Source organism: Shewanella sp. SM29 (assembly GCF_025654245.1).
Taxonomy (GTDB): Bacteria; Pseudomonadota; Gammaproteobacteria; order Enterobacterales; family Shewanellaceae; genus Shewanella; species Shewanella oncorhynchi.
The window spans coordinates 1-20,866 of record NZ_JAKKRN010000016.1 but is presented as its reverse complement, the minus strand read 5'-3'; the positions used below and the strand labels follow the sequence as shown (position 1 = coordinate 20,866).

At 40.0% G+C, this 20,866-nt stretch carries 16 protein-coding genes; 12 read left to right on the top strand and 4 right to left on the bottom strand.

Annotation, left to right across the window (positions count from 1 at the left end):
* Positions 1–8: 8 nt before the first annotated feature.
* The 5 genes from L5L77_RS12520 (at position 9) to L5L77_RS12500 (ending at position 5,852) form a co-directional block, all read left to right on the top strand.
* On the top strand, positions 9–1,883 hold the full coding sequence (locus L5L77_RS12520) for a UvrD-helicase domain-containing protein (protein ID WP_263222846.1): 1,875 nt from the start codon (positions 9–11) through the stop codon (positions 1,881–1,883).
* A 420-nt stretch (positions 1,884–2,303) separates the two neighbouring features.
* A complete protein-coding gene (locus L5L77_RS12515) occupies positions 2,304–2,759 on the top strand; it encodes a hypothetical protein (RefSeq protein ID WP_263222844.1) in 456 nt (151 codons plus the stop codon).
* A gap of 482 nt (positions 2,760–3,241) precedes the next feature.
* Positions 3,242–4,564: a nucleoside 2-deoxyribosyltransferase gene (locus tag L5L77_RS12510; RefSeq protein ID WP_263222843.1), complete on the top strand. Its 1,323-nt coding sequence runs from the start codon at positions 3,242–3,244 to the stop codon at positions 4,562–4,564.
* Positions 4,561–5,184, top strand: a complete 624-nt coding sequence (locus L5L77_RS12505) for a 7-cyano-7-deazaguanine synthase (protein WP_263222841.1) — start codon at positions 4,561–4,563, stop codon at positions 5,182–5,184. Before L5L77_RS12510 ends, L5L77_RS12505 begins: the two co-directional genes overlap by 4 nt.
* Positions 5,181–5,852: a hypothetical protein gene (locus L5L77_RS12500; RefSeq protein ID WP_263222840.1), complete on the top strand. Its 672-nt coding sequence runs from the start codon at positions 5,181–5,183 to the stop codon at positions 5,850–5,852. The genes L5L77_RS12505 and L5L77_RS12500 overlap by 4 nt, the downstream gene beginning before the upstream one ends.
* Before the next feature lie 490 nt (positions 5,853–6,342).
* Here the strand turns inward: L5L77_RS12500 and hxsA are convergent, their stop codons facing one another.
* From hxsA to hxsD, 4 genes are read right to left on the bottom strand one after another with little or no spacing between them, the layout of a single operon-like run.
* On the bottom strand, positions 6,343–6,933 hold the full coding sequence (hxsA, locus tag L5L77_RS12495) for a His-Xaa-Ser repeat protein HxsA (protein ID WP_263222839.1): 591 nt from the start codon (positions 6,931–6,933) through the stop codon (positions 6,343–6,345).
* Positions 6,917–8,119, bottom strand: coding sequence for a His-Xaa-Ser system radical SAM maturase HxsC (hxsC, locus tag L5L77_RS12490; RefSeq protein WP_263222837.1), 1,203 nt, complete (start codon positions 8,117–8,119; stop codon positions 6,917–6,919). The genes hxsA and hxsC overlap by 17 nt, the downstream gene beginning before the upstream one ends.
* Positions 8,112–9,593, bottom strand: coding sequence for a His-Xaa-Ser system radical SAM maturase HxsB (gene hxsB / locus L5L77_RS12485; protein ID WP_263222835.1), 1,482 nt, complete (start codon positions 9,591–9,593; stop codon positions 8,112–8,114). The genes hxsC and hxsB overlap by 8 nt, the downstream gene beginning before the upstream one ends.
* Positions 9,593–9,898 carry a His-Xaa-Ser system protein HxsD gene (gene hxsD, locus L5L77_RS12480; protein ID WP_219255591.1) on the bottom strand — a complete coding sequence of 102 codons (306 nt, stop codon included), beginning with the start codon at positions 9,896–9,898 and terminating at the stop codon, positions 9,593–9,595. The genes hxsB and hxsD overlap by 1 nt, the downstream gene beginning before the upstream one ends.
* A 648-nt stretch (positions 9,899–10,546) precedes the next feature.
* Here hxsD and L5L77_RS12475 point away from each other — a divergent pair.
* The 7 genes from L5L77_RS12475 (at position 10,547) to L5L77_RS12445 (ending at position 19,798) form a co-directional block, all read left to right on the top strand.
* Positions 10,547–10,777 (top strand): hypothetical protein, encoded by a 231-nt coding sequence (locus L5L77_RS12475; RefSeq protein WP_006087124.1) that lies wholly within the window; start codon positions 10,547–10,549, stop codon positions 10,775–10,777.
* A gap of 60 nt (positions 10,778–10,837) precedes the next feature.
* Positions 10,838–11,245, top strand: coding sequence for a LexA family protein (locus tag L5L77_RS12470; protein WP_107404054.1), 408 nt, complete (start codon positions 10,838–10,840; stop codon positions 11,243–11,245).
* Positions 11,245–12,501: a Y-family DNA polymerase gene (locus tag L5L77_RS12465; protein WP_263222833.1), complete on the top strand. Its 1,257-nt coding sequence runs from the start codon at positions 11,245–11,247 to the stop codon at positions 12,499–12,501. Before L5L77_RS12470 ends, L5L77_RS12465 begins: the two co-directional genes overlap by 1 nt.
* Positions 12,502–12,626: 125 nt before the next feature.
* Entirely contained in the window at positions 12,627–12,902 is a 276-nt protein-coding gene (locus L5L77_RS12460) for a transcriptional regulator (RefSeq protein ID WP_263222831.1), read from the top strand.
* Between the two features lie 148 nt (positions 12,903–13,050).
* Entirely contained in the window at positions 13,051–13,410 is a 360-nt protein-coding gene (locus tag L5L77_RS12455) for a hypothetical protein (protein ID WP_115015616.1), read from the top strand.
* Positions 13,411–13,415: 5 nt separating this feature from the next.
* Positions 13,416–16,679 carry a PIN domain-containing protein gene (locus tag L5L77_RS12450; RefSeq protein WP_263222829.1) on the top strand — a complete coding sequence of 1,088 codons (3,264 nt, stop codon included), beginning with the start codon at positions 13,416–13,418 and terminating at the stop codon, positions 16,677–16,679.
* Between the two features lie 800 nt (positions 16,680–17,479).
* Entirely contained in the window at positions 17,480–19,798 is a 2,319-nt protein-coding gene (locus L5L77_RS12445; RefSeq protein ID WP_263222826.1) for a DUF2254 domain-containing protein, read from the top strand.
* Positions 19,799–20,866: the final 1,068 nt, after the last annotated feature.

The following is a 20,866-nucleotide window of genomic DNA, read 5'->3' as shown; positions in this document are numbered from 1 at the left end:
GGGGGCGAATGAAGTTTATTCAACCTGACTACTGGCATCCCAAAGGCATTGATGATCTTGAGCCAAATGCTTGGCAAGCAATAAGGCGGCGAGAGTCCACAAGCGTGATTGCTGACCCTGGAGCCGGAAAGACCGAGTTTTTAGCGCAAAAGGCTGCATACCTGCTTGAGACAGGTATATGTCCACTAAATAAGAAAATTCTGGCTATATCATTTAAGACTGATGCAGCCAAAAATCTCGCAGATAGAGTGAAAGAGCGTTGTTCAGAAGAACTCAGTACTCGATTTATTTCGATGACTTTTGACGCTTTTACTAAGAATTTAGTGGATCGATTTCGCATGGCTTTGCCTGAGCGTCAGCGCCCATCAAAGCGATATGAAATCTCTTTTCCTTCTTTTGCCCAAGAGAAGCAGCTTATTAGTTGTTTCAGAAATAATTTTAGCAATGCGGTGGGTATCTATCGCTTTGCGCAAAGACTCCAAAACATGAATCAGTTTGTCGGAAGTGTGCGGGTAGGAGATCCAAAATTGTCATGGTTGGAGGAGGAGTTTCTAGCATTTTGGTTGAGTCAGCAAATGAATTATGCAGATGGTATTTCCAGAGTGTCATTTTTAGCACTAAATCGACTTGCTGAATATATTATTCGTACCAACGATCATGTTCGAAGCTCTATTAGAGCATCGTATCCTATTGTCTTTGTTGATGAGTTCCAAGATACCACCTTTGCCCAATATGACTTTCTATCTTCTGTTTTCAAGTCAAGTGAGGCGGAAGTAACAGCCGTAGGAGATTACAAGCAAAGAATAATGGGTTGGGCTGGCGCTAGAGGTGATGCATTTCACCAATTTGAGGCCGACTTTGCGGCACAGCGGTATTCTCTGCTTCTTAATCATCGCTCTTCACCTGAATTGGTCAGAATACAACATGTTATTGCACAAGCTATCGACCATGAAGTGAGAGAGATTCATACAAGTAATAACAGCCTAATTTTCGGTGATGCCGCATGGATTTGTTGTAGTAACAACGTAGAGCAAGAGGCGATTCATTTGGCTCAGTGGATTGCAAATGACATGCAAAGCCGGTCACTTAATCCAAGAGATTATTCTATTTTAGTGCGTCAAAAACCAGAGGATTATGAACAACCGCTATCCTATTATCTCGCTCTACATGGACTGAGCTTACGAAATGAGAGTGTAAAAATAGGCCAAACTACATTACAAGACTTGCTTGCCGAAGAAGTGACTATTTTATTTTCTACTCTGCTAAAACTTGGGCTTGGTCGTCGAAATGCACAAGCGTGGAGTCAATTATCATCAGATATACAGGTTCTTCGAAATACTAACCAGGAAGATGAAAAAGCACTGCGACAGGTTGAACTCCAGCTAACAAAGTTTATTTCTACACTACGGATGTTAATGCAACAGCCTATGACATTGGAAAATGGTCGAGATGTATTTGAGCAAACCATTACATTTATTAATTCAGACGATCTTCGCAGCTCCTTTTCTCGCTACGCAACAGGGGATTTACTTGAAATAAACGTGGCTGCACTTGAAGAGTTTTTTACAAAATGTCTTGATACTCAAAGTTCTTGGGAAGGTTTGTTGGATGAGTTTGAAGGCACAAACCATATTCCGCTTATGACTATACACAAAAGTAAAGGGCTAGAATTCGATACAACCATTTTCATGGGGATCGACGACAACGCTTGGTGGTCCTATAAGCCAGGCGATACCGAAGGGCTATCGACTTTTTTTGTAGCACTTTCGCGGGCGAAACAAAGAGCGATATTTTTCTATTGCCAGGAAAGAGGGGATAGAGTTAAGGTCGCAGATTTTTACACTTTGTTGAATGTTGCGGGCGTTAATGAATATGCAATTTGAACGAGTTGAATGTTCAGCCTTAATATAAATCAAGATATCAGAGCTAATATGTGACTTGTTAACTTACCAAATTCACTAACGTGTTTATGTATGCATATAGGGCTGCATAAGCTTAGTTTGAGACAAATTTGTCACGATGATGCGCAAAACACATCGTTTAAGCGCTATAACTCACGAAAACTGCACTTTAACAGTTATTAAAATGCAGGACGAGTTACATAAGTTGCAAACTGACATCGTTGATTAGTTCTTTTTCACTGCAAGACTGCGGTGCATCAACTGACAGTTGTCCAATGAAGTAGTGGCGATTCACTAAATGTGACAACTAAGTGTTTTTCTCTAATAAAATGTTGCAAGTGGGACGCTGGTTAGTATACAACACAGTGTATTGCATATTTAGGTTATTGAAATGGAGTTCACATGCGTTTGACCTTTTGGAAGTTGTCCCAAGGCACTGAGTATTTTTCTCGTTCAGACATCTCATCATCTATTGAACAAAGGCTGGTATACGTTCATCTGGATACTCCCGCAAAAGGGCAATCAGTAGTCACCCAAGCAGAAAATTTTATTCAAGCTGAGATTGGTGATTACTTCTATCTCACTCATGGAAATCGCGGCATTTGTTTATTAGGGCAGTTTACTGGTCCTGTTAACGTGTTCTCATCGAAGGGGGAGGGATGGGCTGATAGGCCTTTCAGAATAATCCGATTAGCTAACAGCAATATTGGTTACGAAGGCCCCAACAAGTGGTGGGCGCCTAACCATCGCTCGACGTTTGTTCAAGTTCCAGAGACTGAGGTTGAAGAGTTTGAACAACACATTCTTGAGCCATTCTTTGATATCTCATTAGTTGATTATGGAGTCGAGATTGTTTAAGTGTTGGCTTATACCTCTAATCAGATAGCCAAATTCACTATGCCACTACATAGATAATTTGCAATTACATGATATATCTACAAAAAGGAATTTCACATGGGAAGTACAGGATCTGGGCGCTTTACCGATTATTCAGGATCAAGAAGCGTCGGAGGGGAAACTGGGGGCGCTAGCGGCACTGACAGATGTTTAATGTCGTTAAACTGTATTCTTGAAGACGTAGGGATATCGGCATATTACACAACTAATAGCTCTCTACCTAACGTTGGAGATGCAGTACAAATAAATTTTAGACAGTCAAGAATAGTAGCAATTGAAGCTAGGAGCCAGTTGCCATTGGGAGCACTTCCCACCCAGTTCAATTATCTAGCAGCTTGCTTACAAGATGGACACTCTTACATAGGTGTAATTACAAATACGAGTTTGATACCCCAACCTATAGTTCGTATTGATGTGACTCACGTATAGTAGGAGACATATTTATGTTGCTGATCCTAGGTGAAGTGTTTGTCGACTTCACTCTCCCTACATCACAAAAAAAATGCAAATTGAGGCTTGGGGGAATCGTCCATGCCTGCCGAGGTCTTTGGGCTGCTAACATCCCTTACTCTGTAGCCATAATTTGTCCAAGTTACCTACAAAAAGAAACCTCGTCTTACTTGAAAGCTCATGGGTGTAGTGAAGTCATTTTTTTGGGTGAAATTATAGGCGCACCAAACGTTATTGCTATAGCAGACCCAACGGAAGTTAGTGAACAAGGTTATGAGGATTTACTTAGGGAGACAAAAGAAGTTTTACTAAACGATGTTTTTAATGATCTCTGCAAATTTAACTCTATTCTAATTTTTCCAGGTAGTTTCGACCTAAATGAGATCATCAAGCAATTCAGCACAAGTGCAGTTTTTAGTATTGATATTGCTTACGGAGTTGATTCATTTTCAAGTCTCAACCCTTTTAAAGGGAGATTACTATCTATCATAACATCAACCTCTTCCGACCTATTTATTGAACACGGAAGAAATGATATTGCATCATTATTAAAAGAAATATCTAGTTTAGGTCCAAGTAGCTTCCTTCTAAAAGAAAACAGAGGAGGAAGTAGACTATTTGACTTTACAAACAACGAAGTACTAAACATTTCTTCTACCCTAGATAGAACAGTTAACTCTGTAGGAGTTGGAGATGTTTATTCTGCAATTGTTGTAGCGCTTGCTTCTGACGGAAGGTGCTGGAAAGAGGCATCTAGAGTGGGAGCTTTAGCAGCAACACATTATTCTCAAACAACTTTCCCTGATGACTTTAAAAGAGATTTGCACAGAAGTCTTTTACTTCCTATTGAAATACAAGAAAAGCTAGGTGGAACCTTTCTTCCTTGGCATGAGAGGAATAAGTACAGCATTTATTTTGCTGCTCCTGACTTTTCATATGTGGATAGGACAATCTTAGACAGAGTTTTAGCATGCTTGAGCTATCACAACTTTACCGTTAAGCGTCCTATAATAGAGAACGGCGAATTAAATGCACAGTCAAACGAATTTGAGCGAATACAAACCTTCCACCAAGATATAGAACTAATCAATCAATGCGATGTTGTCTTCGCTGTCCCTTTAGGCAGAGATCCGGGAACATTAGCTGAAGTTGGAATAGCGTTTGCCCAAAAGAAACCAGTTATCACTTACGACCCTAAATGTGAGAATGATAACAATATGATTACAGTGGGAAGTACCTGTTACTCCGACGATATGGATTTATGCCTAAACTCACTATTTATAACTCTTTCCAACATAGAAAAAGAACGCAAATGAAAGAAGCAATTGTACTGACATCGGGAGGACTAGATTCAACAACAGTCGTCTACCAGCTTGTATCCCAAAATATCAGAGTAAAGCCACTTTTTTTCAATTATGGTCAGCATTGCATGGATACTGAATGGACTAGATTGAATGATGTTCTACCTCGAACTTTTGTTGCAGTTCCAGAAAAAATCGACATAAGTGAAGTATTTAGTGGTTCTAAATCTAGACTGATAAAAGAAGCGGATTTATGGCGTGAAAAAGTTATAGATGATGACCTGTACATCCCCTATAGAACTATGCTATTTTTTGCCGCCGCTGCAGCCAGAGCACAAACTTTAAACACTTTGGATGTATTTACTGGCTTTATTAACAGCAATCACGCAAAAGAAATTGATTGCACTTCTGCCTTTATGAATAAACTAGATGGTTTAACAGAGTCAATTGGCCCCGTAAAATTCCATTCACCTTTTCGATATTCATCTAAAGCTGAAGTGGTAAAAGTCGCCTTGCAATTAGGTGTTCCTATAGGGAAAACCTACTCATGCCAAGCGTCGAGTCAGTATCCTTGTGGAGCTTGCCCCAACTGCGTTGAGCGCTTAAAAGCACTTTCAGAGTTTATAGAGATATGACATTCGAAACACAAGTATATCAGTCAGCAATACATACCATTAAATCCGCCAGAAAAGTGGCTGATTATGCTCAAGCACAGGGTATATCACAAATTAACAACAACAGCCGACCTACATATGAGCATATGGGAGCTGTATTAGCTGATTCAATCCTTCAAGCTGGACTGAACTACTCAACTGTCGTAAAGCCAAGAATCGATATTATTTTAAATACTCATAAAGATAAAAATACTGTTTTTGATCTTGTTCTACTTGTTGAGAATGATACTGTCAGCGAGTTTTTAAATTGGTCACATAATACGAAAATAAGCCGGTTCAAAAACCTAGTTTTATTTATGTACAACAATGATGTTAATACATCCGCAGATTTAAAAGATCGCCTATCAACAAGAATATTCTGTAATGAATTACAAAGCCTGACAGGAATTGGCCCCAAAACTGTTGATTATATGAAATGCTTAGTTGGCATTGACTCAATTGCAGTGGATAGACATATTAGAACCTTTGCTCAAAATGCTGGTGTAGAACATACTGACTATGATTTTCTGCGTGATGTATTCTGTTCGGCGGCAGACCTACTCTCCATTCCTAGAAGAAATTTTGATTCTTGGGTTTGGACTACTTTATCTAAATCTCAATCGCCGCAACAAGAGCTTCTACTATTTTAAAAAGAAATTCACTTATCCCTTTGGCAAACTTAGGAATTGTACTCAGAATTTTCTACATCTGATATTGATCTGCGAACAGAGACATCGAAATGCGTCACTTGATGGCAACAATGAGTTCATCGGTCAGCACTTTGCAGATGTGAGTGATGCTATGCGCTCTATAGAGAGAGCGTGAAGCGTTAAGACTATCTAGCTATGACACGAACAAGACTTCAGTATCATGACACACTCAAGATCTGAGTAGTTATGCACTTTCATGTGCATAACAGCAACTAAATCGCGTTTTACTGTAGTTTGCTGCTGAAACAGTGAAAATATGCGCGTAAACACGCGATTTCTGCATGTTAATACATATTAAGGTACAAATCATTTTCAAATCAGCACTGGCAATGAAACTCGTATGGCTTCAATCAAGCTGACCAAATTTTAATAATGATTCAAAGTGGCTACTGTAACGGTGGCGTTTTATACATTGTTCATGACATTGCATTTATGGAAGTGAAACTCCTAAGCTAGTTAGTGTCTCTGTTGTCATGGTCCCCGTCATCTTCAGCCCCATATCCTTTTGGTATGATTTCAGTGCTAATGAAGTACTCGGTCCCATTAGTCCATCAATCGCTCCTATGTTGTAACCATTTCTGAGAAGTACGATTTGAACTCTCATCACTAATGCTTTCAGGGTATCACTACTGCCCTGATAAGACGGAGTATCTGATACAGAACTGTTTTGAGCTGCTGAGCTGGGATATGTCGGAGTATTTGGCTGTGTATTAATAGGGCTAGGTGTGGATGGATATGAACTCGTTCCAGTCCTAGATGAGTAATGAGATCTGTGGCTTGAGTGAGAACGGTGGCTGGAATGAGAACGATGACCTGCATATAAGTTTTCGCTGTTTGCGTTTATTTGCATGTCAAAACTGACCAAGCGGTTCAATTGAGCGCTATCAATCTCTGCCATTGTCACTGACGGAATAGCATACGCCTGAGGAACCAATAATGTACTTCCGCCTATAGAAGCAACTGAAATTGTTGGAAGGATTCCTGTAATTGATCGCCAGATTTTATTAAGTTCTAACCACATTTTCTGCTCTCCTTTCTAACTGAATGGGCATAACATTTTGCTCACTAAATCGCTGGGTATGAGATTTAAAAAAACCACAGCAAAGATCCTGTTCTTCGCAGTATTCGCATTCTTTCCTAGAGCTGCTTTTCCAATCTGAGATGCTTTGTACTGCGATAGAACGCAGTGATTTGGGAACATGGCATCGTGGAATATTATAAAGGACGGTATCTAGCCCTGAGCTTAGTAGAACATGTGTTCCTTCGAGTAATTCTTCTTGGTATTCATTTAAATCACACCATACGGCTTCATAATTTGTTCTGGCGAATCCGGTTGGTTCTAATCCCATTAAGGCGACAGTGGATACAAATGGAAGGTTCCTAACAATAAACTCTGATAGCTCTACTATGTTTTCTATGATTGGTCGAGTTAGTACAACCCTTAGCTCTATTTGTGCTCCGACATGCCCAAGATTGTAGAGCCCATGCATGGTTTTATTGAATGAGCCTAGAACTTGTGTGTGGTAATCATGTTGTTGAGGAGTAGAACCATAAATTGGAATTCCCCATACAATTTGTTGATGGCCTAACTGAATGATCTGCTCGACATAGTGATATTCTTCAAAAGCACTCCCATTGGTCAGGATATGCAATTGCGTTGATGGCAGAGCTTTTTTGGCATGCTCAAGCAGTTTTAGAAATCCGTCGCGTTGCAATGTCGGCTCGCCACCGCTAATACCTAAAACAGGGATATCTCGGTCAATGAGTTCCAGTAGCTGATGGCACTCCTCAAAACGCCAGCCATCATCTAGCACTTTTGGCGGCTGGGAGCACATGATGCATTGGTGGTTGCATCTCTCTGTGACAAAAAGCAGATTCGCAGTGCTTTTACGACGATACAGAATATCAACTCTATTCTCGTTTAATACAATCACATCTCCAGTAGAGATGACTTCAGGATGCTCTAGTTTACTGATAACCGGAACTGTTAGATTACTTGGTATGCCACCACATTGTATAGCAACAGCTCCCCAATCTAGACTGAGTAACTCTCTTTGGTTTGGATCATAATTTGGCAGAAGCAGGCAATGTCTGTTATCGCATATGCCGCTAGACACAAATTCATCCAGTCCTATGACTTTTAACATCTTCGAACCATTGAATGCATTGATCTCTGCTCTCGTTTTTAATGGGATCCCTTTATTCATTTGTCAGCCCCTCTTCGGCTCTCTGACAGAGACTATGTGGCAACCAGCTATTGAAGACAGTACGATTAGATTTGTCTTGCAATAAATTGAATACATATCGATAAAGAAACTTTTGCTTTGCACAGAAAGCACTAAATGTTCGATGACCAATCATGTCGCCATAACGAGAGTAATTTTGTATTGGATTCGCTCCGCAGTAAGGTAAATATGCGCAATCAGAGCATCCAGGTAGGGCTTCAGCAATCCCTGCGTGTAAGATAGTGTTCAACACACTTGATGACATCAGGTCTTGGTATGATTCATTAACCGAACCAAGTGCGAGAGATTCGTCGCCCATTTCAACCAGCATTCTAGACTCATCCGATGGATACACTTTTCCATTGTAGTTGTATACCAAGACTCCTGTACCGTCTCCGCATGGCGAACGCATATCGACATATCCATTTGCCTGTGGCGTCAGGATATTGTTTAACGCTAAAGCTGCGTTTACTTCATCTAAACGATAGCCTTGCTGATTGATTTCTATGATGTACTTAAGCGCTTGCTCATAGAATTTATTAAAATCTTCAGATGAGTAACCTACCTTGTTTTCTTTCTTCACTGCGAACCCGTACATGTTCAAGGGGCGTAGAAAAATCGAGTGAAAACCAAGACGTACATACTCATCGATAATGGTTTTTATCGCAGTTAAACTACTACGAGTGATAGTGGTCATTCCTGCTATTCTGTCATGTCCCAGAACACTCCTAGCCATTTCAAGACCATGCATTGTCTTCTCATAACTATTTGAGCAACTATTTGGCCGGTTGAGTTGGTGTAACCATTGAGGACCGTCGACCGAAGTAGAAATATGAACGTTATGGAGGTGGAAAAATTCGAGCATTTCCATGTCTATATTTTGCAGGCTCGTAGCTACAACAAACTGCAAATTTTTTTGTTCAGTTATATTAAGTTCTATGCAGAGTTCAATAATGTACTTTAGTACGTCATAGGCAAGTAGTGGTTCTCCACCTTGGAATTCGACCGTTAGATTTTCTGCTGGTGACTCAAACATGCGCAACACGGCCTGCTTTGCGATACTAAGTGGCATGTCATACTTAACTGCATCAGGGCTTCTTCGTGTTACTTGGCAATATTCACACGAGTTTTCGCACCTGAGTGTTAAAACAAAAATATGTAGCGCTGGACCATCAAACAGAAATGATTTTCTTGCCCTATATTTTGCACTGAAAGCTCTCAGCGCAAAGTTGTTCTTTTCACTGTAAACAAATGATTTAGATTCAAGATTCTGAAAGGTTTTTCCTGATGTGGTTAAGGATCCATCAACTAAGTCATTTAAATCCGCACAATTTAAATAGCAATGTTCGCCAACCTCATTGATGAGTAAAAATCTATCATCATTTACACGTTCAAACCGAAATGGCAGTAAACGATAACTCTGTGATGCAAAAGTTTCTGGAGAAGCTACTCTCATCAGTTCGACGCCCTCAAAGAGTTACTTAATGCAGCACTGATTAATATGTTTTTGATTTTATTAGTTTGTGCTTCAATTTTCTCACGCAATTGATAGTCGATAACCGAAGTTTTCAGATCGTTAGACAATTCATCTGCCGAAGTATTACTGGTAGAATGAACCACTGCGGATACGGTGATTTTATTCTTTTGGGAACTGACATCGAAAACGGCTATATCTGCCAACTGGTAACAGGCCTTAAGAACTGCCTCTTTACTGTAAATATTACAATCAAATGTGATATACACTTCAGGAGATTTTGGCATTGATTTCACAATCCTTTGCAGTAGGGGGGAGAAAGCGGTTCTTACCATATAAATTACACTATCGTTAGAGAGCCGTTCTTTACGTAGATCAAAGTTTTACATCTAAATCATTTCTTATCTTTGCTGAAGAAAAATTGAAATCACAAGTTGTGCCAGATAGCACAAACTTGTAGAGATTCATTTTGACCTGAGTTTGGAGGATTACTGTAGTGGCACACTACAGTAGGGCGCAAATCAAGGTTAGTTTGTGGATTAAATGGCACACCCAGTTGAAGGGATACCGTATTAGCGAGAAAACTATCAATGCTTATGCGTCCGCACATTAGGCTAATTCCTCAATATTTCTCTCTTTATACAATAGACTAAGTGAAAAAAATCAGTATGTGCGCTGCCCAAGTCTAGCCTGTACTTCTCACGAATTAAGCAGCCATGAACTGTTAACTCCTTGTATGCCGCAAAGCTAATGTCTTTGTTTATTAGTTAGTTATATCTGGGAAAAATGTAGCCAATTGAGTATTGGCGAAGATGATGATTTGAACAAGCTCAATGAAAAGTTGGTCATCTTGATTGATTTTGCATTTTTGACCCGCTGTTACTACATTTCAACGTAGCTGAACAGGTTGTTTATTTGCAAAGGAAAGCAGAACCATGCTCTTCAGACCAGTGCGGGTGTTTGTCACAACATTACTTTTAACCGCTTTTAGCTTCTTAATCATGTTTCTGGTGCAGTTGTCGGAACTCACCTGTGTTGATGATTTATCTGAACTAAAAGATATCGTTGCAAAGAGAGACCAGACGGGTGACACCACCGCGGTGAATTTTGACGTGGGGTTTGATAAAGAAAAGAACCAATGGTGTTACATCGAAACATCACAATAATTCTTGCCAGTTACCTAACAACGCCTATAATTACTGTATATAAAAACAGTGGTGTTAACTATGCGTATTATTCCCATCTATGCCAGTGCCGGTATTACTGGCTTTGAAAGCCCTGCCGCTGAATATAGTCAGTTGGGTCTCAGCCTTGATGAGCTGTTAGTTGTGCATCCTAGTGCGACCTTTATTGGTATCGCAAAAGGTGACTCAATGCAGGGCGTGGGCATTTTTTATGGCGATTTACTGATTGTTGACCGCCAGGAAACCGCGCGTCATGGTGATGTGATTGTTGCCAATTTCAACGGTGAATTTGTATGTAAAATCCTCGATAAAACGCATCGCATGCTGCTGTCATCGAATGAGCAGCACCAACCTCAGCCTATTCACGACTATGATAATTTTACGATTGAAGGGGTTGTTATTCGTTCTGTTCGTTGCCATCGCCAAAGTCCATTATTAGCTGACATCTGATGTTTGCCTTAGTAGACGCCAACAGTTTCTATTGCAGCGCCGAGCAGGTATTTAGACCTGATTGGCGTGGTAAGCCAATGATTGTGTTGAGCAACAATGATGGCTGCATCGTAGCGGCAAACAAGCAAGCGAAAGAACGGGGCGTTCCTAAGTTTGCACCATACTTTCAAGTCAAAGACCTGTGTACGAAATTAGGTGTCATTGTTTGTTCAAGTAACTATGAACTCTATGCTGATTTATCCGCAAAGATGATGAATATTATTGGCCGATTTGCACCAGAGCAGCATGTCTATTCCATTGATGAAAGCTTTCTCTCCTTTAAAAATTGTTACCCCGCCATTAAGTGCTTACAAACCCAAGGTCAGTTGATTCGAAAAGCAGTTTGGAAAGAAACACGTTTACCGGTTTGTGTCGGCATAGGCTCAACACTCACACTGGCTAAAGCGGCCAATCACGCGGCAAAGAAGTTACCTGGCTATCATGGTGTGTGTGTTATTGATAATGAACAAGACAGGATTTCAATTTTACAATCAATGAATGTGAATGATGTCTGGGGTATTGGGCGCAGGATAAGCAAAAAACTTGAATTGATGAACGTCAAGACCGCCTATGACTTAGCCAAAATCCCTGCAGGTTTAGCGCGGAAGCAATTTAGTATTGAAATAGAACGCACTGTGCGTGAACTCAATGGGCAAGCGTGCAAAGTGTGGGACGAGGCGAGGGCGGATAAGAAGCAAATATTCTCAACTCGTAGTGTGGGCGAGCGTATTACCGAGTATGAGGATTTACTGCAAGCCTTAAGTAAACATGTGGCGATTGCTGCAGCGAAAGCGCGTAAGCAAGGCTCAAGCTGTAAAACCATGTTGTTGTTTGCTAGCAATTCTCCCTACGATGAACGCCCAACTGGCTTTAAAACCTTAGTGCACTTTGCTTGTGCCACCGATTGCAGCATTGAACTCACTCAGGGTATGACACAAGCAGCATCTCAACTTTTCCGTACCGGCGTACGTTATTATAAAGTCGGTGTTGGCCTGATTGATTTGGTCAGCACCCAGCATGGCCAGTTAGATTTATTCAATGTCTCAAAAGCCAAGCCAGCATTAATGAAAATCCTTGATGGTATCAATCAACGTTATGGCACAGACACCTTATTCATTGCCGCCCAAGGTATCGAGCAAAAATGGGCCATGCGCCGAGACCAGCTCACGCCACAATACACAACCAAGTGGCATTGTCTGCCAGAGATAAAATGTTGATATCTGACAGTAGATGGATTAACACGTTAATGCCTCAAAGCGTGTCAGTATAGCTTAGACCCAATTTTTAGTCATACTTCAGAGTGGCTACTGTAACTGTGACGATTCGAATAGAGGAATTGATAATGAAGAATACTAAAATCAATATATTGCTCTCAAAATGTGATGCTACCGCACCACTACCTGATGACTTAGCGGCAAGGGTTGATTCTCCTTCTGTCGGGAATGAGATTATTACTTATTGCGAAGAGACACCTCTGAGTTCTGATGATGAGTATCGTGCAGCTTTAAAGAAAATTGAAGGATTGTTTGATGCAATACCTAATACCGCTGAAGGTTCCGAGCTTGAAAAATGGATTTCATTAGTTGAATCATATGAAAATGAACACTTCCCAATGTAACTCACTGTTGCCCCAAAGCGTTTTATCAGCCTGACGTTTGACCAACTCTAGCATCAGGGCATTGACCAAATTTTAGTAATGCAGCAAAGTGGCTACATTAACTGTGGCGATTCAGTCCACTCGATAAAGGTGATAGTTAGGATTAATTATGGATTTTCTTACAGCAACAATTTTGTCTGGACTTATTTACGATGGAGTCAAGGGTGGAGCAATGATAGGGTTTGATTTACTTAAATCAAAACTTCAAGGTTGGCTTATTGACGACAATCAGATTCAGCTGCTGGTTGAAGAGTTGAAAGAAGCTGGAATCAACGAAGATCTTGCTCCTCATGCCATCGAACGAAAAATTCAAGAACATCAACCCCTAACTAAGCTTTTGAAGCAAATAAAAGCACATGAACACAATAATTTTGTAGTTCAAACCTCACATATAGGTCACAACGTCAGTAACAATGGAAATAGCACTATTTCTATTGGTGATATCGTCATCACTAATACTAGTGAGTAGAAACAATGCCTTCTGATTCCTCTTCTCAAGTCACAACTATTGGTCACAATGTTCAAGCGGCTGAAAATGCAACTGTCTCAATCGGCAATTTGGTTATTACTAGTCTATCTTCAAATGATTTGGTTACGTTTACTCGACAATTGCTTTATGCGATTACCCACCGAGATTGGAAGACGGCAGAAGCATATTTAACGAGCATTAATTCTGTCACCTCTCTTGATGACGAGTGTCACAGTCTGCTTAAGTTGCTTAATTACAAACTCTGTCTTTTACAAGGAAAAAAAATTACGATTCATCAAGATATCTTCGTTGAACTGCTTCGAAATCCTTCTTGTAAGCAGGTGATTAAAGATGTGGTCGAGTCAATTTATGTTCACCACTTAGCACAGGCATCTCATAGTACTGCGAGGAAGCGTTACCAATCATCTCAGTACAAGGAAAGTTTCACTGATGAAGTGTTTTATGAAATTGTTGCTGATAGGCAAGAATTAGAACTGTTCATCGCTGACGGTCTATCCGAAAAATTTGAACACGAGTTATGTTCGGGGGTTCGATGTGCTATTCGAAACGAAGATTTTCTTCTAGCTGCAAATATTGCAACTGAACTTAATACAAGATATCCAAATACGAATAGCACGATTCTTTTATCTTTATCTAAGGCTTTTAAACTAAATAGAGATATTAGCGGACGACATTTCTGGCTTGTAAACCAAGATCAAATGAAAGAGCTTGAAGATCAAATCTCTGAATGCCTAGACTTTGCAAATAGAATTGAAGATACGCGTATATTTCGAGTTGCTGCTGTTCTACTAGCAACATCATGGTTTCAAGTCATTGCTTTAATAAAACTTTGCTCTAAGAATCTTGAAGAAGTAGAAAAGATTATACCTGAAGTCCATGATTTTCCTCCATTCAAAGTAAGCGACATTGATACACACGGTTTTGCTCAGAAGATTCTCAAAGACGGAGAACTTACTATAAGCGAAAGTGATTTTTCTCAGGTTTCTTCAGCGTTTTTACAAGGCTCGATTACAAACCACGAGATTAAAAGATGGTTGGATAAAGGTGGTGATGTATCTGTACCCGATGACCAACTTAAAGAATTTATTCGAATAATATTAGATTCAATGATCTGTACTCCTACAGATCAGAGGCAAAAGATCAAATTGTCTAAAAGTATAGAAGACTTTCTGCAATCAAGTACTGATAAATTAAAAGACTTCAATGTGTTAGCTATTCATCAACTGTGCCTTGACTTAAAAAGGGTCGGGTTATTTATTTATGTTGTTAAGTTAGTTGAGCCACTTCTACCTCAAACGCCTTGGTGTAGTCCAGTTCTTGAAGATTATGCGGAGGCGTTATTAGAGTCCGACCAGATTGAAAAATTGGATCGCTTGCTTGATACAGTAGAAGGCATTGATGAAAGTTACCGTTTTTTAGCTGTTAAAATTAGAAGATATTCACAATCTGGGGATTTTTCGACAGCAATTGAATTGGCGGAGAAAGGTATAGAGCAATTTCGTAACTCCTGCTATTACTGGGGGATATTGATACACCTCTTGATCTTGACGAATGCTGAGAGAGAGAGAATAACGGCCTTACTTAAAAAAATTCCAAAAAATATCTTAGAAAAATACAGCGATGAAGGACTTAGACTTCTTCACAACATTGCTAGCGTTGATTTGGGATTTGCCGATTCATTCATGCTTGAATGGTTTATCGACGCTCCCGTTGAAATGTCTATTCATGTTACGAACTTACACTTTAATCATCTAGAGCAACTCCAAGATCCTATGGGTTTTCAATATTCTTCAGAACGTTGCGCTGAAGCCGTTGTGTATAGTCTTGGAAAACGTCAATACACAAAACTTCTAGTGGATAATTGTGGTCATAGTGAATACTTAATCGATACTATGAGTCCATTAGGTGTGTTACTCAATGATGCGCAGGTTGGTGATGAAGTTAAATTGGGTATGGCAAAATATAAGATTATTGAAAAAGTTCCACCAAGTGTCGGTGCTGTAAGGATATCTATAGATATTCGTAACGACATAAACACAGGTACTGATAGTTTTTTTAAAATGTCTTTTGAGGATGATGGTGTTGATGGCATTCTGAAATGGGTAGATGAAATGTCCCAACAGAAACAAATCGTAGAGCCAGAGATAGGGGAGCGGCCAATACCTATTCTAATGCGGTTAAATCAAACCCATAGTAACGACTTAGTAAAAGGCTCATTATTATACCTTTGTGATAAGGAGAGCAACAAGAGCTTAAGGCTCTTTTCTGATGGTGAAACTCCTAAAGAATCTGCGATATTAGATATGCTCTCGTTAGTTTATTTATCATTGACTGGTTTGGTTCACGGAGTACTCCGTTCTGGTATCAAATTGTATGTCACAAGAGAGACTCAAGATATTGTCTCAGGTTGGCTACGAGATACTAGTCGTGACGATTATTTATCTATCGCAAAAGTCGAAAATGCTTTTATCAAAACAACTTCGAAAGATATTGCCCGAGATGATTCGATTAATAATCTACGTTTGTTGATAGGAAAATGTGAGGTGCTTTCACCCCGCAGTATTGATATGCCAGAAATGTTAACTCAATTGAGAGATTGCTTTGATATTTCTCACTATAGCTCACTAAAGTTAGCCATTTCACACTCGATACCTTTCCTGTGCTTAGACTCAATGCTTTGCTCTTTTTATCATCAACTTAATGTAAATCTGGTGAATACAAACCAGTTTATGATTGATGCTAATACCGCTACAAAAACTGATGAAAATAGGAGCGCTCTATGTCATGTTCAATTTGGGCTACCTGTACCACTTATGCATCAAGATGTAATTCAACTATGTACTTATGAAGAGAAAGGGCAATATCTCGCAGCCGAAATTATTAAAATGTATCCTAATCATTATCCATCTAGCGAAATTGCACTTGAAGTTCTCACCGCATGCTGTCTCAAGTCGATATGTGCAGCGTTTATAGGGTTGGATAACAGACAACCATTATCACTGTCTAGCTGGAGATATACTGAGAATATTGTTTATGCTTGCTGTAAATCCTCTATGGAATGCATTGAAGGGGATACCAGTGAAAAAAGGCTGGCCGCTTTGATATCAGAAGTATTAAGAAAACTTGAGGCAATGCCTTACCTGACAAGGTTTAGCCTTGCTCTATTCAGACGATTTGTGCAAGGGTATTTTTTAGATGCTAAGCAGATCGATATAGAATTAAGAGCACTTCGAAGACTTGAAAACTAACTTACCTCTCGTTTGGGGCCGTTTAATCAAAATTTCACGATTGAATAGCCTAAATAACGAGTCAAAAGGGGAGTTAGAGGCGAACACTAATGCGCCATCCAGTAAAGCTCCTGTTTCCTAGCCTTGTGCCCGACAATTCTCACAAACGGAATTGGGCCTGTAGCAGCTCATCATTGTATTCAATCCATTGCCCTGGTGTGGGAGAGTAATAAAGTCTCATACTAAGTAAAAAAGATTCATACTGAGTATTAAAGTATCATACTAAAATGGCAGCGATCCTATGCGGTACGCTGCCATTTCTAAATCTAAATCCTTTATGCCCCAAAACGAGTTTCGGCTCGTTAGTTCAACCGAAAATTCCCACACCTGCTGCCATACATATTCTTATCTATTTACCTATATTTGGCCTTACTAGAAATCGGCTAACAATGTATGGGTATACAGTCGTATTTAAACTTAGGTGTTTGGTATGATTTTCAGACAAAATCAGTGCGCACTAATTCTATCCGAAATAAATAAAAATCTATAAAATCAGTTGAATATAGTAACCGAATTTTAGTTCATAGGTTTGGAAAACGCGCATGCGCGTTTTTCCAGATGGTGTATTTGGCAGAAAGCTGATAAGTTCTTTGCATACAGATAGTTAACCGCGCACGCTTTTACTGGTCCAACGAGGTAAACGTGCATGCGCACGAATAAAATGTTGTGTGTCTTACCGATGCTAACATTATGAATCTGGGACATTACTTGCCCTGTGAATTGATTCTAACGGCTTCATTATATAAAGGGATCACCAAACTGTGCTCGATAAAGCCATATTGCACTGGAAAAAGATAAGACAAATACCCCTTGCTATTACATCAAGAGCGAAAGAATCATTGTCTCTCTGGCATGCCAAAGGATGGCAATATCTATATCTTGGAAAAAACTGGATTTTCAATTTCAAGTCTAAATATGCTGGCAAATTAGGCTTGATTCTTCTAGCAGCTCTAATGATGGTAAGCGCAATACTTGTTCCATCACTTCAAACTTATCTCGAACCACATTTTTCCAAGCCAGAACTACTAGACTCATTTAAGGCGCTATTCCTTTCTCTTGGTGGGGCCATGATTGGCGCTACCGCGATTGCTTTCTCACTCATTATGTTCGCGATGCAGGTAAATGTAGAGCGTATGCCGCATGGCTTATTCAGGAAGTTTAGCTCAGACGTTAGACTGCTTGGAGCATTTGTTTCGACATTCTCTTTGGCTGTGATCATCGCAGGGTTGTCGCTGGTACCAGATAAATCCTGGGTGGCGGGCGCTACTGCAGCAACAGCTTGGTGTATGTTGTTAATTATATTGCTATTTGTGCTTGCGTATCGCAGAGCGCTTGCTTTGATTAGTCCTACTACGCAATTGGAATTGGTGGTCGCTGATACGAAAAGGAATTTTAATATATGGGACAGAGCCGTAAAGCGGACGACTCCGATATTTCGAGCTAATGCAAGTGATGAAAAAGAAGATGAGAAAATCAGGGGTAAATACAATATGGATCGTGTTACCTATTTTCAGTTGCATCCAAATTGGACAGCACCAGCCGAGCAAGCAATTTCCTATTGCATAACCTTTTCAAGGCGCTACGCAGAACAAGGTGACCACGAGGTTTCACGAGTTGCACTTAATGGGATAGTTGCAATCAATGCATTGTATATTAAAACAAAGGGAAAAACGTTCTTCTCAAACAGCTATATTTTAGAAAATCCGCTCGCATCTGATAGATTTCTAACAAATACACTTGAGCATTTGCGGCAGAATGTGCAAGTAGGCGTTTCACGAAAAGATGAGCAATTCATTGAGCAAAATCTACACAGCCTACTTCAGCTCATACAGCTCTACCTTTCCATTGAATATGGCGAAGAGCATGCTGCACGGACGCATGCGCATCTTGTATCAAGCTATCTGATAAGTGCAGTGGAAAGTGTTATTCCGCATGATATGGCTGACGTGTTAATTGAAGGCGTATCACTGTTAGGAAATGCTGCTCGACTTATCGTTGCACATGACAAACCTGAGTACATAGCTTCTATCTCGGAGAAAATCGCATTTATTGCTTGCACTGGCGCTGTTAATAAAAACTACCAGCCGGCATCTCAAGTAGCCGTTAAACAGCTTGCAACTCTCACTTTCGAATTACTGCGAAGCAAGTCATGGGAAGTCCGTTATGCGGTCAAAGAGGTGCGAGATGATATAAAACTGATTGCAGAAATGTACCTCAAGATACCTGATTCCCCGCTGACGAGAGTACATAGCACAAGCTTAGCGCCTTACTATTCCGGAACCAGCAACGATACATTAATGGCATGGTTGACGGTATTAGTAAATGCTTTATCAAATGCGGATTCTGGTGATGAAGCAGCACAGCGAGTTGTTGGCCATATAGAGGAGTGGGCGGATGGGTTGTATCAAACAGAAAAGGAATTATTATTGCTGGCTATTGAGAAAAGATCTCAACTTACATTCGATTTAGTCCATTGGATAGTACATATCACAAAATTACTCCTCGCTGTTTCTTGTTCGGATGTTTGCGATGATCATCATAGAGATAATCTAAGAAAATCGGCTCGTTGGTTGATTTATGTGTTTTCATGGATACCTGACGATGAAGTAACAATAAAATACATTGAAACGTACCGAATCGCAGATAACATATTCGGGTCCGCAGTAGATGCACATCAACGGGGTTGTGATAGGGAGGCCATTGAAATTAGAGACTTACTTCTCAGCTGGACACGTAAGGTCGGTAAATATCAGACTGGTTGGGCATCCTTACAAACAGCTTGTTGCGGCTTGGCATGCTTAAATCTCATCCTTGAGTTGCAAGATGAGAAACTATTCACTGATATTGATGCATATATTTCTAAGGAAGATGCCCCTACTTTTGATATTCGTTCAAGAACCGCCTCTGATCTACGTGAAGAAGCAGATAAATATCGTTCCGGCTATGGTCATGGAGATATAAACATGGCAATGGCACGTGTCGACCAAGCGAGAATTAGAGTACTACTGCATGGAATAGCGGATCATTTATGTCCTGAAATTCATAATACCAAACCGGGTGAATCTTTGAATGAAAAATGAAATTTGCCACACAACAAGCAGCTTCACCGGACAGAATACTCGCTGCACTCGCATTTTGCCGGTGAGCTAGGCGTTAATCCATATAAATTTTTATCCGAAATTCGCCTGATACGGCCCACGTCCTAACACGCTTTTGTCCCAAAGAAGGTTAGGGCGCTTCACTCGATATCTATAAAAACTCCTGAAAATGACATATTTATGTCCATAGCAGCTCAAAATCGGCAACATCTTAGTATTTTATTGTGACTTTTTGGACAAGCATAAGCGCGTTGCTAGGTGTTTCTGGCTAGTTTGCGAGTCCAATATACCAAAGCATTCACGTAGCGACGATTAAATTGTTTAAGATACAGTCAAGTGGAACTGGTGATGTGTTCGAGCGACTCCTATGTTGATAAATCACGTCATCAACATTACAACAAATTAATCGGTAAGATTTAGCAGTGGAAATATAGCTACGAACCAATTTCAATTAAGCTTGGTAAACCTATGAATTATTGTAAGTAATCATTCTAATGGAGCAACATAATTTGATTGGGGCATTGTTTCATAAAATTCATTTCTAACACGTCATCTATACTTCAAAAGTGTTCGCATAGCTGCGTGTGAGATGCACTTTGTTAAAAAGCAGCAAACACAAAGTTTAATGCGCTCTGGATGAACAGTTTTGCACCATAATGGAGCAAAACTGTTGAAGGAGTGAGTTATGACCTTGATATATAATAAAAAAAGTCAGACTCACGAAATGACACAAAACTCATTTGGAATGACAAGCCACACACACTAGTGATTAAGTAAGTAGCAAATATTCTTCATTTAACATAATATACATTGTGCGCAGCTTTATGTGAGAGGGCTTGGGGATGCCGATAACGTCACTTATCGGCATTGAGGCTTGATTACTGTCAATGTGTGATAACTATATTTATCACACATTAACGATGTCTAAATGGTTCTTCTGGCGTGACTCGTCGCAGTTCGCCTTGGCAATGTGGGCACTGGATAAATAACGAGTCAAAATCATCGTACCACCAAGGCTTATTGCAGTTGTTGCACTGTAGCTCTGGCTTG

What these genes read in the sequence shown, in the direction of transcription:
- L5L77_RS12515 (WP_263222844.1), top strand. Translation starts at nt 2,304, where the DNA reads ATGCGTTTGACCTTTTGGAAGTTGTCCCAAGGCACTGAGTATTTTTCT.
- L5L77_RS12460 (WP_263222831.1), top strand. Translation starts at nt 12,627, where the DNA reads ATGAAGAATACTAAAATCAATATATTGCTCTCAAAATGTGATGCTACC.
- L5L77_RS12470 (WP_107404054.1), top strand. Translation starts at nt 10,838, where the DNA reads ATGCGTATTATTCCCATCTATGCCAGTGCCGGTATTACTGGCTTTGAA.
- hxsA (WP_263222839.1), bottom strand. Translation starts at nt 6,933, where the DNA reads ATGTGGTTAGAACTTAATAAAATCTGGCGATCAATTACAGGAATCCTT.
- L5L77_RS12450 (WP_263222829.1), top strand. Translation starts at nt 13,416, where the DNA reads ATGCCTTCTGATTCCTCTTCTCAAGTCACAACTATTGGTCACAATGTT.
- hxsB (WP_263222835.1), bottom strand. Translation starts at nt 9,593, where the DNA reads ATGAGAGTAGCTTCTCCAGAAACTTTTGCATCACAGAGTTATCGTTTA.
- L5L77_RS12500 (WP_263222840.1), top strand. Translation starts at nt 5,181, where the DNA reads ATGACATTCGAAACACAAGTATATCAGTCAGCAATACATACCATTAAA.
- hxsD (WP_219255591.1), bottom strand. Translation starts at nt 9,898, where the DNA reads ATGCCAAAATCTCCTGAAGTGTATATCACATTTGATTGTAATATTTAC.
- L5L77_RS12455 (WP_115015616.1), top strand. Translation starts at nt 13,051, where the DNA reads ATGGATTTTCTTACAGCAACAATTTTGTCTGGACTTATTTACGATGGA.
- L5L77_RS12475 (WP_006087124.1), top strand. Translation starts at nt 10,547, where the DNA reads ATGCTCTTCAGACCAGTGCGGGTGTTTGTCACAACATTACTTTTAACC.
- hxsC (WP_263222837.1), bottom strand. Translation starts at nt 8,119, where the DNA reads ATGAATAAAGGGATCCCATTAAAAACGAGAGCAGAGATCAATGCATTC.
- L5L77_RS12505 (WP_263222841.1), top strand. Translation starts at nt 4,561, where the DNA reads ATGAAAGAAGCAATTGTACTGACATCGGGAGGACTAGATTCAACAACA.
- L5L77_RS12510 (WP_263222843.1), top strand. Translation starts at nt 3,242, where the DNA reads ATGTTGCTGATCCTAGGTGAAGTGTTTGTCGACTTCACTCTCCCTACA.
- L5L77_RS12465 (WP_263222833.1), top strand. Translation starts at nt 11,245, where the DNA reads ATGTTTGCCTTAGTAGACGCCAACAGTTTCTATTGCAGCGCCGAGCAG.
- L5L77_RS12520 (WP_263222846.1), top strand. Translation starts at nt 9, where the DNA reads ATGAAGTTTATTCAACCTGACTACTGGCATCCCAAAGGCATTGATGAT.